The sequence below is a fragment of the Streptomyces sp. NPDC001204 genome, from assembly GCF_053598035.1.
Map to the genome: position 1 here is coordinate 284951 of NZ_JBSFJL010000004.1, position 15029 is coordinate 299979.

The following is a 15029-nucleotide window of genomic DNA, read 5'->3' on the forward strand; positions in this document are numbered from 1 at the left end:
AAAATGCAGAGCCCCGAGCCGGGAATGGTGCTCCATGACCGCTATCAGCTGGCGTCGATCCTCGGCCGAGGTGTCATGGGCCAGGTGTGGCTCGGTCGCGACCAGCGCCTGGAGCGACCTGTCGCCATCAAGACCGTGGCGGCGGAGTTGCTGGCCGTGCCGTGGAGCCGCGAGGCGGCCCTGACCCGCTTCCACCGGGAGGCGCGGGCCGCGGCCCGCCTCGACCACGCCAACGTCACGACGGTCTTCGACGCGTCGATCACGGACGACATCTGCTGGCTGGTGATGGAACTCATCGACGGCACGACGCTGGAGCACCTCTTCGACCAGCACGAGGACGGCCGGCTCGACGTGGCCTCGGCCGCCGCCGTCGCCGCTCAGCTGTGCGCCGGACTGTCCGCGGCACACATCGCCGGGCTCGTCCACCGCGACCTCAAACCGCAGAACGTCATGGTCCGCCGCGACGGAGTGGTGAAGATCCTCGACTTCGGCCTGGTGAAACTGCTCTCCGACGCCGACCCCCGGCTGACCATGACCGGCGAGGGTGTCGGCAACATCTCCTTCGCGTCGCCCGAGTTGCTGTCCGGCCGCGACCCGCTCGACGGCCGCAGCGATCTCTACGCGGTCGGCTGCCTCCTGCACCACATGCTCACCGGTGACACCCTCTTCGCCACCGACCAGCCGGCCCTCCTCGCCTCCCGCCATCTGAGCGCACCCCCGCCCCTCGTCGCCGACGCGGGCGTCAAGGTGCCCCGCGACCTGCAGGAGCTGATCACGGCGCTGCTCGCCAAGAGCCCGGACGACCGCCCCTCCTCCGCCGCCGAGGTCTACGCGGCCCTGGGCCCCCACCTGCCGGACCCGGATCTCACACGCGCCACCCGTCCCGGACTGCCCGAAGATCCCCGACGCCCGTTCCTGCTCCCGCAGGGTCCGAGGCCCGTGTGAACGATGAGACAATGACCGCTCCGGCCGGGCGGCGCCGCGAAGCTCCCGGCCAGGGGCTGGGAGGGGCGCCCGCGGGCGCCGGGACTGGAGACGGGCGCAATGCGGCGAAGCCTGGGACGGTACGAACTCACGCGTGAACTGGGCCGGGGCGGCATGGGGGTCGTATGGGCGGCGTACGACGCCGCTCGCGGCCGCGACGTAGCGGTCAAGGTCCTCGCACCGCGCGGTCGGGGCGGCGAACCCAGCACCCTGGAACGCCGATTCCTCCGCGAAACCCGTCTCACCAGCCGCCTGAACCACCCGGGTATCCCCGCCGTCCACGATCACGGCAGCCAGGACGGCGAGTTGTACCTGGTCATGGACCTCGTTCCCGGACGCGCTCTGGACTCCGTCCTCAAGAGCGACGGCCCGCTGACCGTCGAGCAGGCCGCGGACATCACGCGGCGCACCGCCGAGGTCCTCGCCTACGCCCACGGCCAGGGCGTCGTGCACCGCGACCTCAAACCCTCCAACCTGATGATGACCCCCGACGGGGAGATCAAGGTCCTGGACTTCGGCGTCGCCGCCGCCCTGGAGCCCGAGCCGGGCGAGACCCGCTTCACCGCGCCCAACGCCACGCCCGGCACGGTCATTTACATGGCACCCGAGCAGGCCGTCGGCCGGACGGTCCCCGCGAGTGACCTGTACTCGCTCGGCTGCGTGCTGTACGAACTGCTCACCGGCGCCCCGCCGTTCACCGGCGGCAGCCAGTTCGTGCTGTACCACCGGCACGCCACCGAACCCGTGCCGCCACTCACCGACCGCCGCTCCGACGTCCCCGACGGGCTGCGGGCCCTCGTGGAGCGGCTGCTGGAGAAGAAGCCCGAGGACCGCCCCGCCTCGGCCGTGGAGGTGGCCGCCCTGCTCGCCGCCTGGACTCCCCGGCGGGCTCCGGCTTCCCCCGCACCGCCCGCACACCCGCGCCTCGCCGAGATCGCCGCCGTGCGCCGCTCCGGACGCCCCGCCCGCGCCCTGGAGGAGTACGAGCAACTCATGGCCACACCGGGCCTCGCACACGCCGACCTCCTCACTGCCCGTGCCGGAGCCGCCCTGTCCACCGGGGCGCTGGGCAACACCCGTGAGGCCCTGAACGAGCTGAAGTCGGTGCTGGCCGAACAGCGCAGCCTGCTCGGCCCGGGTGACCCGGCCGTGCTGGACACCCGCTACGAGATCGCCGTACTCCTGGTCCGCACGGGAGAGCGCCACGCGGCCGCGGAACTGCTGCGCCGGCTGGCCGCGGAGGAGGACGGGGTCCTGCCGGCCGAGTCCGGGCCCGGACGCAGCCGAGCCCTGCTGGCCCGACTGCAGCGCATGACCTGAGCCGGCGCCACCCCCGCACGAACCCCCAACTTTGTAATCTCTGTTCACACATGACGGACCGTGTTACTCTCCGACCACGCGCGCGTCCGGAGGGGAGACAGGCATTGTCTACGGGCGGCGTGGGAAGACGCCGAGGAGAACAGCGCCCATGACGCCTGCAGTTCAGCGTGCGACCGAACGGACGGGGGCGGAATTGCTGCCCGAGGAAGGCAATCTGGTCGAGGTGCGTGGCCAGTCCTGGGTGGTCGCCCGCGTCGAACCCTCCCCGGCCGCCGACGGCGAGGGGAACCGCCGGAACGCGACCCTGGTCCATCTCCAGTCCGTGGCCGACGGCCGCTTCGGTGACACCCTCTCCGTCATCTGGGAGGTGGAGCCCGGCCGCCGCGTGCTGCCCGCGGGTTCCCTCCCCGACGCCTCCACCGGCGTGTACGACACCCCGAACCGCCTCGCCGCTTTCCTCGACGCCGTGCGCTGGTCCGCCGTCGCCTCCGCCGACGCCAAGACCCTCCAGGCGCCGTTCCGTTCCGGTGTCGCCGTGGAGCCGTACCAGCTGGAGCCGGTGTCGCGAGCGGTCGGCGCACCCCGCGTCAACCTCCTCCTCGCCGACGACGTCGGCCTCGGCAAGACCATCGAGGCCGGCCTCGTCGTGCAGGAGCTCATGCTGCGCGGCCGGGCCCGCCGCACCATGGTGGTCTGTCCGGCCGGCCTCACGCTCAAATGGCGCGACGAGATGGCCGAGAAGTTCGGCCTGGAGTTCACCATCGTCGACTCCGAGCACTGCGCCCGCCTGCGCCGCACCCACGGAACGGCCGCCAACCCCTTCCGTGTGCACCCGCTCACCATCGTCTCCCTGCCCTGGCTGCGCGGCCAGAAGGCCCAGCGCCTCCTCGACGAGGTCATCGGCGCCCCCGAGGAGAGCACCGACGGCGAGCACAAGCGCTTCTTCGACCTGCTGGTCCTGGACGAGGCCCACCACGTCGCACCCGCCGCGCCCAAGCAGGTCTACGCCGTCGACTCCCAGCAGACCAAGCTGATCCGGCGCCTCGTCCCGCACTTCGAGCACCGCCTCTTCCTCTCGGCCACCCCGCACAACGGCTACCCCGAGTCGTACACGGCCCTGCTCGAACTCATCGACGACCAGCGCTTCGCGCGCGGCGTCGACCCCGACAAGGAAGCCCTCAAGGACACCGTCGTACGACGCCTGAAGTCGACGGTCACCAACGCCGACGGCACGCCCCGCTTCCGTACCCGCAGGACCCGCGAACTCCCCGTCGACTACACCCCGCAGGAACGCGAGATCCACCAACTGCTCGGCTCCTTCGCCGAGCTGCGCCGCAAGAAGCTCACCCCGAAGGCCCGGGGAGGCCGCCGCGCCGCCGACCTGGTGACGCTGCTGCTGAAGAAGCGCCTGTTCTCCTCCCCGGCGGCCTTCCTGCACACCGTCCAGGTCTACCTCTCCCACCTGGAGGACACCGGCCCGGCGCGGGGACGTACGGCCGCCGCCGAAGTCCCCGAGTGGCTGGAGGAGTTCGCCGACCTGGTGGCCGATCTCGACGACGCGGGTCTGGTCGACGCCGAGGACGACGCCCTGACCCGCTCCACCTCCCTCACCCCGGCGGAGGACGGCCGGGAACTGGACCTGCTGCAGGAGATGGAGCGCTGGGCCCTCACCCACGAGGCGGCCCCGGACTCCAAGGCCGAGACCTTCATCAGCGAACTCAAGGCCGTCTGCCGGACACCCGACGGCAAGCGCTGGACCAACGAGCGGATCGTCGTCTTCACCGAGTACCGCGACACCCAGGAGTGGCTCCACGACCTCCTCCAGCAGGAGGGACTGACCGACGGCGGCCGCGTGGAACGCCTGCACGGCGGCCTGTCCGCCGAGGAGCGCGAGCGCATCCGTCTCGGCTTCCAGACGGACCCGTCGCAGCCGGAGGGCAAGGTGCGCATCCTCCTCGCCACCGACGCCGCCGGCGAGGGCATCGACCTCCAGAACCACTGCTACCGCCTCATCAACTACGACATACCCTTCAACCCCAACAAGCTCGAACAGCGAATAGGCCGCATCGACCGCTGGGGTCAGAAGCACGACCCGGAGACCACCCACTTCATCGGCTCCGGCTGGCAGCAGGCCCAGGCCGGCTCCTACGAGGCCGACCTCGAATTCCTCTCCCGCGTCGCCAAGAAGGTCGCGCGCATGGAGCACGACCTCGGCTCCGTCAACGCCGTCCTCGCCGACGCCGTTCAGCGCCGCATGACGGGTGACACCGCCCCCGTCGACATCGAGAACGCCAAGCCCAAGCAGATCAAGGGCCGCCGCACCGGCGGCGAGGTCGCGCCCGAGCAGAACGTCACCGCCCAGACCAAGAGGCTCGCCGACCAGTACGAGGGCACCGTGTCGGCCCTCGGCCTGAGCCCGGCCAACATCAAGCGCGTCGTCGACACCGCCCTCGCCCTCGACCACCAGCCCGCTCTGCTGCCGTCCGCGTTCCGCGCCGGGGAGTTCGAACCGGGTGACCTCTTCGACGTACAGCCGCTCTCCGGAAGCTGGGAGCGCGCCACCCGCGGCCTCGCCCACAAGCTGCGCGAGGGCGAGCAGCGCCCGCTCACCTTCTCCCCGGTGGCCGCGGCCCAGGCCCGGGACGACGTCGTCCTCGCCCACCTCAAGCACCCGCTCGTCGCCCTCTCCACACGCCTGCTCACCGCCGCCGTGTGGAACGCCGACTCGGTCGGCCTCAACCGCGTCACCGCCGTGGTCTCCGACGACCCGGCCGTCACCACCACCCTGGTCTCCGCCTACGCACGCTACGTCCTCGTCGGCACCGACGGCACTCGCCTCCACGAGGAAGTCCTGTACGCGGGCGGCTGGTTCGGCGACACCGGACGCTTCCGTCGCTGGGAGTCCGTCGGCGAACAGGGCCGGGTCCTGTCCCAGGCCCTCACCGACGGCACCGAGGCCGCCCCGCACCTGCGCAGGGAGCTCACCGAGGCCTGGCCGAGGCTCCGCGACCCGCTCTACCGGTCGCTCGAGGCCCGCGCCGCCGAACTCGGCCGCCAGCTGGAGAGCCGCCTCGCCGACCGCCGAGTCGAGGAGGAGCGCCGCATCACCGCCACCCTCGACCGCTTCGACGCCACCCTGCGCGCCAAGCTCAAGGAAGAGGGCGACGGCGACGGCGAACAGCTCGCCCTGCTGTCCACCCACGAGCTGACCGGCCACGAGCGCCGCCAGTTCGAAGACGACCGCCGCCGCTGGCAGGAACGCCGCGATGGCCTCCCCGCCGAGCGCGAACGCGAACTCGCCGCCATCGCCGCCCGCTACCGCGAGCCCCGCTCCCACCTCTTCCCCGCCGCCGTCGTCTTCGTCGTTCCCGCAAAGGAAGCCCGCCGATGAGCCCCCGCCGCACCGTGAGCCGTGGAATAGCCGCCGCCAAGGCCCAGGCCATCGACGGCCGCCGGCAGCACCAGGAGTGGCTGGACCTCACCGAGGTCTCCGGCCCCTTCCTCACCATGCCCGTCCTGCTGCGGACCTGGCCCCAGCTCGACACCCTCGAAAAGGACGAACGCGCCCGCCTGCGCGCCCGCCACGCCGACTGGCAGACCGACACGACGGCGGGCCGCGACGAGTGGGTGGCGTACCTCCTGACCCGGCTCCTCGGCTGGAACGACGCCCTGACACTCCGCGTGGGCGAGACCGAGCACCACGGCCTGGACCGCCTCACCCTGCGCGTGCCCGAGCACAACGCCGAAGTCCGCCCCGACTTCGCCCTCGTCGACCCGGGCACCGACCTGGCGGCCGAACCCAGCACCGAGGCCGCCGCCAAGCGGGTGCGGCTGCTGGGCATGACGGTCCCGGCGGGCACCGCGCCCACCGCGCGGACGGGCGGCGGCGGCGACTGGGCGGCGGCACCGGCCGACCGCCTGGCCCGCCTCCTCCGGCACCACGGGGTGCCGCTCGGCCTGGTGACGGACGGCCGCTGGTGGTGCCTGGTCTGGGCCCCGCTGGGCGGCGTCACGACCACGGCGGTCTTCGACACGATCGGCTGGAACGAGGCGGCGGAGCGCAATGTCGTCCGCGCCTTCGTTTCGCTGCTGCGGCGCCGCCGCTTCTTCGAGTACGACGAGCCCGAATCGCTGGTGGGGCTCCTCAAGGCGAGCCTCGCGGCGGGCGAGGACGTCACCGAGGCGCTGGGCGTCCAGGTCCGGCAGGCCGTGGAACTCCTCGTCGACGCCATCGGGCGCGCCGACGTCCGCGCCGTCGAGAACGGTGCCGCCGGCCTGCACGCGGACGGCGTCGGCGCGAGCGAGGTCTACCGGGCCTCGGTCGCGGTGATGATGCGCGTCGTCTTCCTGCTGTTCGCGGAGGAACGCGGCCTGCTGCCGGCGGACAACGAGGTGTACGCGCGGTCGTACTCCGCCCGCTTCCTGCGCGACGAGCTGAAGGCGCGGGCGGACGAGGAGGGCGAGACGTCGCTGGAGCACACGACGTCGGCGTGGCACCGCCTCATCGCCCTCTTCCACGCGGTGCACGGGGGAGTGGACCACCCCGGCTCCGGCTTCCACCTGCCCGCGTACGACGGCTCGATCTTCGACCCCGACACGTACCCGTGGCTGGAGCGCACGACCCCGCTCCTCCCGATAGACGACCGTACGGTCCTGCACATGCTCCAGGCGGTCCAGGAGGTCCGCGTCGGCAAGGGCAAGGACCGCGAGGTCCGCACGCTCAGCTTCCGGGCGCTGGACGTCGAGCAGATCGGTTACGTGTACGAGGGCCTGCTGTCGTACGACGGCCGTCGGGCCACCGAGCACATGGTGGGCCTGATCGGCCCCGAGGGCTTGGAACACGAGGTCCCGCTGCGGCAGTTGGAGTCGCTGGCTGCGCAGGCGGGCGGTTCGCTGAAGTCGCTGGCCAAGTCCATCCACGAGAAGTGGAAGGACCCGAAGCCTCCAGCGACGGCGGGCCAGTTGGAGAAGAAGCTCGCCCCGCTGCCGGCTGAGGACGCGGCGGAGGCGCGTCGCCGTCTGAACGCGGTGACGAAGGACCCGGCCCTGACGGAACGGCTGCTGCCGTTCGTCGGCATCCTGCGGGACGACCTGCGCGGCCTCCCGACGGTCATCCCGAACGGCACGCTGTACGTGGCCGAGTCCTCGCTTCGCAAGAACACGGGCACGCACTACACGCCCCGCTTCCTCGCGGAGGAGGTCGTGCTGCACGCCCTGGAGCCCCTGGTCTACGAGCCGGGTCCGCTGCAGACGGCGGACACGGGGGAGTGGCGGCTGAAGCCGTCCGAGCAGATCCTTGACCTGAAGGTCGCGGACATAGCGGTGGGCTCGGCGGCCTTCCTGGTGGCTGCCTGCCGTTATCTGGGCGACCGCCTGATAGAGGCCTGGGAGGACGAGGGTCGCACGGACGCGATGGTCTACCGGGCGGGGCGCGCTGTCGAGGCCGTCACGGCGGCGGACGCGGAACAGGACCCGGTGGTCGTCGAGGCCCGCCGCCAGATCATCGAGCACTGCCTGTACGGGGTGGACATCAACCCCATGGCGGTGGAGATGGCCAAGCTGTCGCTCTGGCTGGTGTCGATGGACCCGGAGCGCCCGTTCACGTTCCTGGATGACCGGTTGGTGGCCGGTGACTCGCTGCTGGGCGTGCACAGCATGGAGCAGATCCAGGGCGTCCACATGAAGCCGGTGCAGCAGGCCGACATCCTGGCCGAGCAGGCACGTGAGCTGGTGGACCAGCTGACGCGGGAGCGGTTGGCGATCACCGCCATCAAGGGCGTGGACCTGCCGGCGCTCCAGAAGAAACGGGAGCGCCTGGAGGAGGTCAACCGGCACTCGCGGCGGCTGCGGCTGGTGGGTGACCTGCTCGCGGGGGCGGCGCTGGCTACTTGTGCTTCGGGGCGGGTGCCGTGGTACGAGGAAGACGGTGGGGAGCGGATCCGGGATCTGTTTCCTTGGGCTGCGTTGACTGTCCAGCGGATCATGGAAGACGGGGTCGAGGACGGCTCCGAGGTGGTGCGCGAGGCGCGGGCTACGGCGGAGGAGTGGCTGGCGGCGGAGCTGCCGGAGGGGGCGCTGGAGCGGCGGCCGGTGCATTGGCCTTTGGTGTTTCCGGAGGTGTTCTCGCTTAGGGATGGGTTCGACGCAATTGTAGGAAACCCTCCCTTCTTGGGGGCGAAGAAGGTATCCCTCGCAATGGGTTCCTCATATCGGGAATACTTGGTAGATTATGTCTCGGCAAGCCAGCGTGGGAACGCCGACTTGGTGGCGTATTTCGAGCTGCGGGTTCATGCGCTTCTGAACTCGAAGGGTCAGTCCGGGCTAATCGCCACTAACACGCTTGCGCAAGGGGATACGAGAGAGGTCAGCCTTGACCAACTGGAGCGCGGCGGAATGGAAATTCGCCGTGCTGTGAAAAGTGAGCCTTGGCCGTCAAGGTCAGCTCAACTCGAGTATTGCGCAGTTTGGACCAGTAGGGTGCCGACGGCGAAATCAGCGATGAAGATGCTAAATGGAGTGGCCGCGCCTAACGGAATTTCCACATCTTTGAATCTGGCGTCTAGGGTCACCTCCTGGGCGGAATCGCTGCACGCAAATCGTAAGATTGCGTTCATGGGATCGAACGTTCTGGGTTTGGGGTTCACCCTCTCTGAGGCAGAGGCACGGTCCTGGATTGACGAGGATTCACGGTACGCGGAAGTCCTTTTCCCTTACCTGATTGGGCAGGACGTCAACGGTCGCTCAGATCACAGCACTGATCGCTGGGTCATCAACTTCCATGATTGGGACCTGGTGAAGGCGCAAACGTATCCCAAGGCGTTTGATCAAGTTTTTCGGGAGGTTAAGCCCGAGCGGGAACAAAAGAACATCAAGGCCTACCGCGACTACTGGTGGCATTATGCCTCAAAGGGGTCCAACATGGTTGAGGCGCTGGCGTCGCTGAGGTCTTGTATTGTGATTACCCTGGTTAGCAAAGCTGTCATGCCGGTGATGGTGCCGACAGGTCCTGTCTTTGCGCATAAACTGGGTGTTTTCGCTTCTGAGGATCCGGCTCTCCTGGCGGTACTGTCGAGCTCAGTACATTACTGGTGGGCCCTTGATCGTAGTTCGACCATGAAGGCGGATCTTAACTATAGCCCAACCGACGTGTTCGAAACGCTTGTTCGCCCGCCGCTGACGGATTCACTACGGACTGCCGGGGCTCGACTTCACAGCTATCGCCGTGATCTAATGCTTGCTCGCGGCATGGGGCTCACTGCCACGTATAATCTGGTTCACGACTCCGAGTGTCGTGATGAAGATATTGTCGAGCTTCGTCTCATCCATGAGGATGTCGACAAGGCCACTATCGAAGCTTACGGCTGGCGTGACCTCTTGGACGGCTCCGGGCGAACTCCGGTCACAGATCCGACCTACAAGACCTTCCCGCTCGACCACGGCTTCCACGAGACCGACCAGGGTCCCCGCTACACCATCGGCCTCCACGCCCGAACCGAGATCATCGATCGGCTGCGTCAGCTGAACCACCAGGCCTACGCCGACGAGGTTCACCTCGGCCGACACAAGGGAGTGACGGAGAAGAAGGCGAGGGAGAAGCACCCCGACTTGCCCCCGCCGTCTCCCGAGGCCATCCGGAAGCGCAAGGAAGAGCTGGCCGCGCGAGGTGGGGCGGATTTCGGTGAGGGCGCCGAGGGCGCCCTGTTCTGAGCCGACGGCATGACGACGGGCTCGCTCACGTCACCCCAAGTAACGCGAGCGAGCCCGTTGTTCCGCTCGGAAGTGCTGCTTGGCTCTACTCCGCAGCAAGCGCCAGGAAGGCAGCCCACTTGTCCTGGCCGACCCGCAGCACTGGTCCGCGACCCGCGGCCTTTGAGTCCCGTACGTACACGGCGTCCAGGCCGGTGGCCACCTCCACGCAGTCGCCGCCGTCCGATCCGCTGTAGCTGCTCTTGAACCAGTGCAGCCCGTCCACGTTCTCGGCCACCTGCTCCACGCTCATGTCTCTCCAACCATCCGCTCGATGAGTCGCGCAGACTCCTCGACGTTCAAGGCCTGCGATCGCAGCTTGCCATATCGCAAGGCGAAGGCACTGACCTCTGCGGGCTCTGAGACAACGCACCCGACGCCCTGGGACTCGAAGTAGCCAAGGTGCTTGTGCTCGTGCGTCTCCACCACTACGAACGGACCGTTCTTGCCCGGATGGAACCCCCGCCCGGCAGGCATGACTTGGATCTCCACGTTGCGCAAAGCGCCCACCTCCAGGAGGCGTTGCCATTGCCCGCACATGACCTCCTTGCCGCCCACCGGATCGCGCAACGCCTCCTCGCTGATGATGAACGACAGCTCGGCGAGCGGCACTCGCATGAGCAGCTTCTGCCGACTGAGCCGCGCCTCCGTGTGCTGGTCGATGATCTCCTCGCTGAGCGGCGGGCAGTGCCCGGCGAAGACGGCCCGTGCGTACGCCTCCGTCTGCAACAGTCCCGGCACCAGCAGCGGATCGTACGAGAAGCGACTCACCACCTCCGCCTCGATCAGCGCGAAGTTACGGAAGAACCGAGGCAACTTCGCCCGGTCCACCTCGTCCTGGAGCGCCTCCAGAACCCCGCCCGCCTCCAACACCCGATCCGCCGCCACCGTGAACGCCGCCTTCGCTGGCCGCCGCCCCTGCTCCACCGACGCGACCTGCTCCAGCGAGTACCCGATGGCGTCCCCGAGCTGCTGCTGGTTCAACCCGCACCGCTTCCGCAGATGCTGCAGCAGCACGCCGTACGCCGACCACACACCCGGCAGGTCGGGAACCTCGTCCTTGGTCTTCGCCACACGACTGTTCCGCGTACCCCGTACCGCCTTCACGCTCCCACACCCTTCCGTGCCCTGAGTGCAACCCCGCACACCACCCACGGCTACGCTCGTCACCCGCACGCCACCGGGGCCATGTCCAACGCGATCCGCAGGAACGAGGGCACGGCGTGTGACCCGTACAACACCCGTACAAGCCCCGTACAAGCCCCGTACAACCAGGGCACCATCGGAACCTCCCCTTCCGTACAACAACCCCGACGTACGACCGACGTACCTGGTCAGCGGCACACCCACCCGCCCACGCTGATCCCGTGACACAACATCAGATTCCCGACGAGACGGCGCCACCCCGCACCCCCGCCACCCACCAACTGACCCTGCGCTTCAGCAGCACCAGACGCGGCGCCCGGCTGGCCCGGCATCTCGCCGTCCAGCAGATCACCGAGTGGACCGGCCTCCCGCACGACGCCGAACCCGCCCGAACCGTCGCCCTCGTCACGGCCGAGCTGGCCTCCAACGCGATCCGCCACGGCAGCCTCCCCGGCCGCGACTTCCGGCTGACGCTGCTCCTCCTGCCGCACGGTCTGCGGATCGAAGTGACGGACACCCGCCCCGAGCGCCTGCCCCCGCACCCCGCCGCCCCGCCCCCGCCCGCCGACGCGACGTCGGGTCGTGGCCTCCTGCTCGTCGAGGCGTATGCGGACCGCTGGGGCTGCACCGCCCACGACGCGTACACCAAGACCGCCTGGGCCGAGGTCTCCCTCCAGTGCTGTGGCCGCTGACGTTGGGTCTGGCCAGTGAAATCCAGTGCCTGGCCCCCCGGTGTCGGCGGCGGACCGTCACGCGCCCCCACCGCGGCCGGCAGGAAGACGGCCGACAGTGACTGCCGGGCACTGACACTGACCCGACCCGTCACAACTCCACCACATTTGATTCGCAAGTAAGTTCGAATGCCGTGCTAGCCTGACGCGCCTTTCGAAGATCACTTGGAGGTGTCACGTGTCCATACGCCACCGACCGAACCGAACACAATTAATCGTCCGAGGCGCGCTCGCCACGACCATGGCCCTCGCGGCCGCCGGCGGAACCCTGCCCTTCCTCCTCACCAGCGCCCATGCCGCGACGACGGCGCCCCCGACCCTGACGATCGATGCCCCGGACCGCTACCTGCCCCGCCCCTACAACCTGGAGTCGGCAGGCACCGTCGGCGACCTCAATCAGACGCAGCTGGACAGCGACGCCTTCACGGCGTACCGCTGGAGCCCGGTCACCGGCGACCCGCAGACCGTGGGCAAGGACCCGGCCGACACCTCCGCCGAGCGCATCGGCGGCCACGCCTCCGACGTGGTCGGGGTGTACACCGTGGCGGACCGGTCGGTCGAGCTGAAGGACATGAAGGCCGGTACGTCGGCCCGGTTCACGCTCCCCGAGGGACAGACGTACCACGGCACCTTCGGCGAGACCGTGGTGACGGCGACCTGGACGGCCGGCGGTGACGTCGACTCGCTGCATCTGCTGCGCCTGCGCGACGGACAGCTCACCGACACCCCGGTGACCGGCGAGAACGGTGTGCGCGCGGCGTCGTACAAGGTGCTCGGCGCGGATGCCGGCCAGTTGGCGATCATCGTCTCCGGTGACCCGACGGGCGAGGTCGGGCTGGTCGACCTGGCGACCGGGGAGATCACCGGCGTACTCAAGGGCTCGTGGATCAGCGGCTTCACCCAGGTGGTGTTCTCCGAGACGTACGCCGGGTGGTTCGATCCGGCGTACGGCGACGAGAAGGTGCACCTGCTGCGCCGGGACGCCCTGGGCGGCGCGGAGACCACGGTCGGCGTGGCGTCGGCGTACGAGCAGCGGTCGTTCGTCGCGCTGGTGGGCGACTGGGTCGTCTCGCTGCGCCAGACCGAGTCGTTCCGCAACAGCGACGCGCCGAAGAACCGCGGCGAGCCGCTGCTTGCCGCGCCGATCGGAGGGGGAGCGACGAGGACGCTGCTGCCGCACGGCCGCCTGGGCGGTACGTACGGGCTGAACCCGACGCCCGACGGCGGCGTCCTGGTCGCGGGCGGCAGTTCAGCGGGCGACTGGGCCGTGCGCAAGGTGAGTGTGCAGGCCGACGGCAGCCTGGGCGTGAGCGCGGTCCGGGCCGTGGCGCCGAAGCCGGGTACGTACGGAGCGGTGACGCTGGCGGCCGGGGACCTTGCGATGCAGGAGACGGACACCAACTACCTGCCGTCGCTGTACAAGCGGCACATCGAGCTCGGTGACACCCCGTCGGCCGGGAAGCGCAGCCTGGTGGCCGAGCCGCCGCTGAGCACGGACGGCACGGGTGGCTCCGCGGGCAACGGCGCGTACGCACTGGGCGACGGCACCTTCGCCTACGCGAAGGGCCCCGGGATCGAGGTCCTTTCGAATCCCGACGACGCCGCGGTCCTCGCCGCGCCGGGCGGCGGGGAGGTCGTCGACGCCTCCGGCCGGTATGTCGTCTACGGGTACGGGTACATGTCCGGCTTCGGGCAGTACCAGCAGCACGTCATCGATCGCGAGAAGTCCGGCGACGACAAGGTGCTGCTGACACGCGCGGCCTCGGCGGCCGCCGTCTGGGGTACGACGTTCTGGACACCCGGCGACACCAAGGGCACCGTCAAGGCCACCGACCTGAAGTCGGGCAGGACCGAGTCCTTCTCGCTCGGCAAGGAGTGCACGCCGACGGACCTGCAGGCCGTGGGCCGCTGGGTGTACTGGACGTGCGATGCCTACAGCGACCTCCCGGCGTCCGGCGTCTGGGACCGCACCACGCAGCGCATGATCGATGTCCCCAAGGGCGGCGAACTCGGAGACGGCTATGTCGTTCTGCACGACGCGACCGCGGGCAAGCTCCAACTCGTCGACTTCCACACCGTCGACAGCGTGACGACCCGTACGCTGGCGGACATCACCGGTTTCCTGGCCCCCAACTACTACGCCGTCGACCGCTTCGGCGGCGGATTGGCCTACGTTCCCGGGCGCGGTAAGCCCGGCGCCATGCGTGCCGTCGGCGCCGGCGTACCCACCTCTCCGCTCGCCGCGATCGAGACCCACCCCGAGACGTCCGTCGACCTGCAGTCGGCCACGGACGACCGTTGGGACGGCTCCTGGCAGTTGTCGAAGCCGGCGGCTCCGGGCGTGCAGGTCGTGATCAAGGACGCGGGGGGCAAAGTCGTCCGCACACTGGACGCCGTACAGCGCGGCGCGGCGCTCACCGCGGCGTGGGACGGCAGGCGCTTGAACGGGCAACTCTCACACAACGGGACGTACACCTGGGAGCTGACGGCGGCTCCACGGGACGGGCAGGGCGCGGAGCTGAAGCTCAGCGGCGCGATCATGGTGACGGGTGCGGGTGCCAAGGCGACACCGAACGCGTCCAACCACCTTGTTGCCGACAGCGGTTACGGGGCGCTGCGCAGCCACGGCTCGCTCGCCTCGCGCAGGGAGAGCGCTCTCTAGCAACCGGGTCACCGTTCGACGTACCCGACGTCGGCAGGCCCGTACTTCCGGACGCCAGATCGCTCCGTCGCATGCGGCGGCGGCCCTGCCCGGTGCACGGGTCCTGATCCGACATTCGGCGCGGCCGTGTCACCGATGCCCGATCGGTGACACGGCCGTGCGCGGCCTTGCTCGGGGGCACCATCGCCTGGACCGTCGAGCCAGGGTTCCGGCACCACGTTCCGAACCATTTCATCGACCACTCCGAGGGGGCGAGGCGATCTGGTGGCAGTCACGTTCCGTGGTGCCCGGCGACAGCGCACCGGGCACCACGGGAAGGCGCCGTGCCCGATCACTGGTGACGGGGTGTCGGATGCGGGTTCAGGCGCCCGCCCCGGGGATGTCGACGTGCAGGGTCCGGGGCTTCCGTCCGTTTCCTGCAGGGCGGGGACCCTCCTCGG

Annotated in this window: 8 protein-coding genes; 6 read left to right on the forward strand and 2 right to left on the reverse strand. The window is 69.6% G+C overall.

The features are described from left to right. Positions 1-3 precede the first annotated feature (3 nt). The 4 genes from ACWC91_RS08555 (at position 4) to ACWC91_RS08570 (ending at position 10011) form a co-directional block, all read left to right on the forward strand. A complete protein-coding gene (locus tag ACWC91_RS08555; protein WP_450640429.1) occupies positions 4-945 on the forward strand; it encodes a serine/threonine-protein kinase in 942 nt (313 codons plus the stop codon). Between the two features lie 99 nt (positions 946-1044). Next, a complete protein-coding gene (locus ACWC91_RS08560; protein ID WP_450640427.1) occupies positions 1045-2304 on the forward strand; it encodes a protein kinase domain-containing protein in 1260 nt (419 codons plus the stop codon). Positions 2305-2452: 148 nt separating this feature from the next. Continuing rightward, positions 2453-5695: a DISARM system SNF2-like helicase DrmD gene (gene drmD, locus ACWC91_RS08565; protein ID WP_450640426.1), complete on the forward strand. Its 3243-nt coding sequence runs from the start codon at positions 2453-2455 to the stop codon at positions 5693-5695. Beyond that, positions 5692-10011, forward strand: coding sequence for an Eco57I restriction-modification methylase domain-containing protein (locus tag ACWC91_RS08570; protein ID WP_450640424.1), 4320 nt, complete (start codon positions 5692-5694; stop codon positions 10009-10011). Before drmD ends, ACWC91_RS08570 begins: the two co-directional genes overlap by 4 nt. An 85-nt stretch (positions 10012-10096) precedes the next feature. On the opposite strand, the gene ACWC91_RS08575 is transcribed toward ACWC91_RS08570, so the two are convergent. Together ACWC91_RS08575 and ACWC91_RS08580 are read right to left on the reverse strand one after the other, a co-directional pair. Next, positions 10097-10303 (reverse strand): DUF397 domain-containing protein, encoded by a 207-nt coding sequence (locus ACWC91_RS08575; RefSeq protein ID WP_450640422.1) that lies wholly within the window; start codon positions 10301-10303, stop codon positions 10097-10099. Continuing rightward, the gene (locus ACWC91_RS08580; RefSeq protein ID WP_450640420.1) at positions 10300-11124 is read right to left on the reverse strand and encodes a helix-turn-helix domain-containing protein; all 825 of its coding nucleotides are present in this window, start codon (positions 11122-11124) and stop codon (positions 10300-10302) included. Before ACWC91_RS08580 ends, ACWC91_RS08575 begins: the two co-directional genes overlap by 4 nt. A gap of 293 nt (positions 11125-11417) precedes the next feature. Between ACWC91_RS08580 and ACWC91_RS08585 the strand changes: the two genes are divergently transcribed. Beyond that, positions 11418-11888, forward strand: coding sequence for an ATP-binding protein (locus tag ACWC91_RS08585; protein ID WP_450640418.1), 471 nt, complete (start codon positions 11418-11420; stop codon positions 11886-11888). Between the two features lie 280 nt (positions 11889-12168). Beyond that, positions 12169-14589: a FlgD immunoglobulin-like domain containing protein gene (locus ACWC91_RS08590; protein WP_450640416.1), complete on the forward strand. Its 2421-nt coding sequence runs from the start codon at positions 12169-12171 to the stop codon at positions 14587-14589. Positions 14590-15029 lie beyond the last annotated feature (440 nt).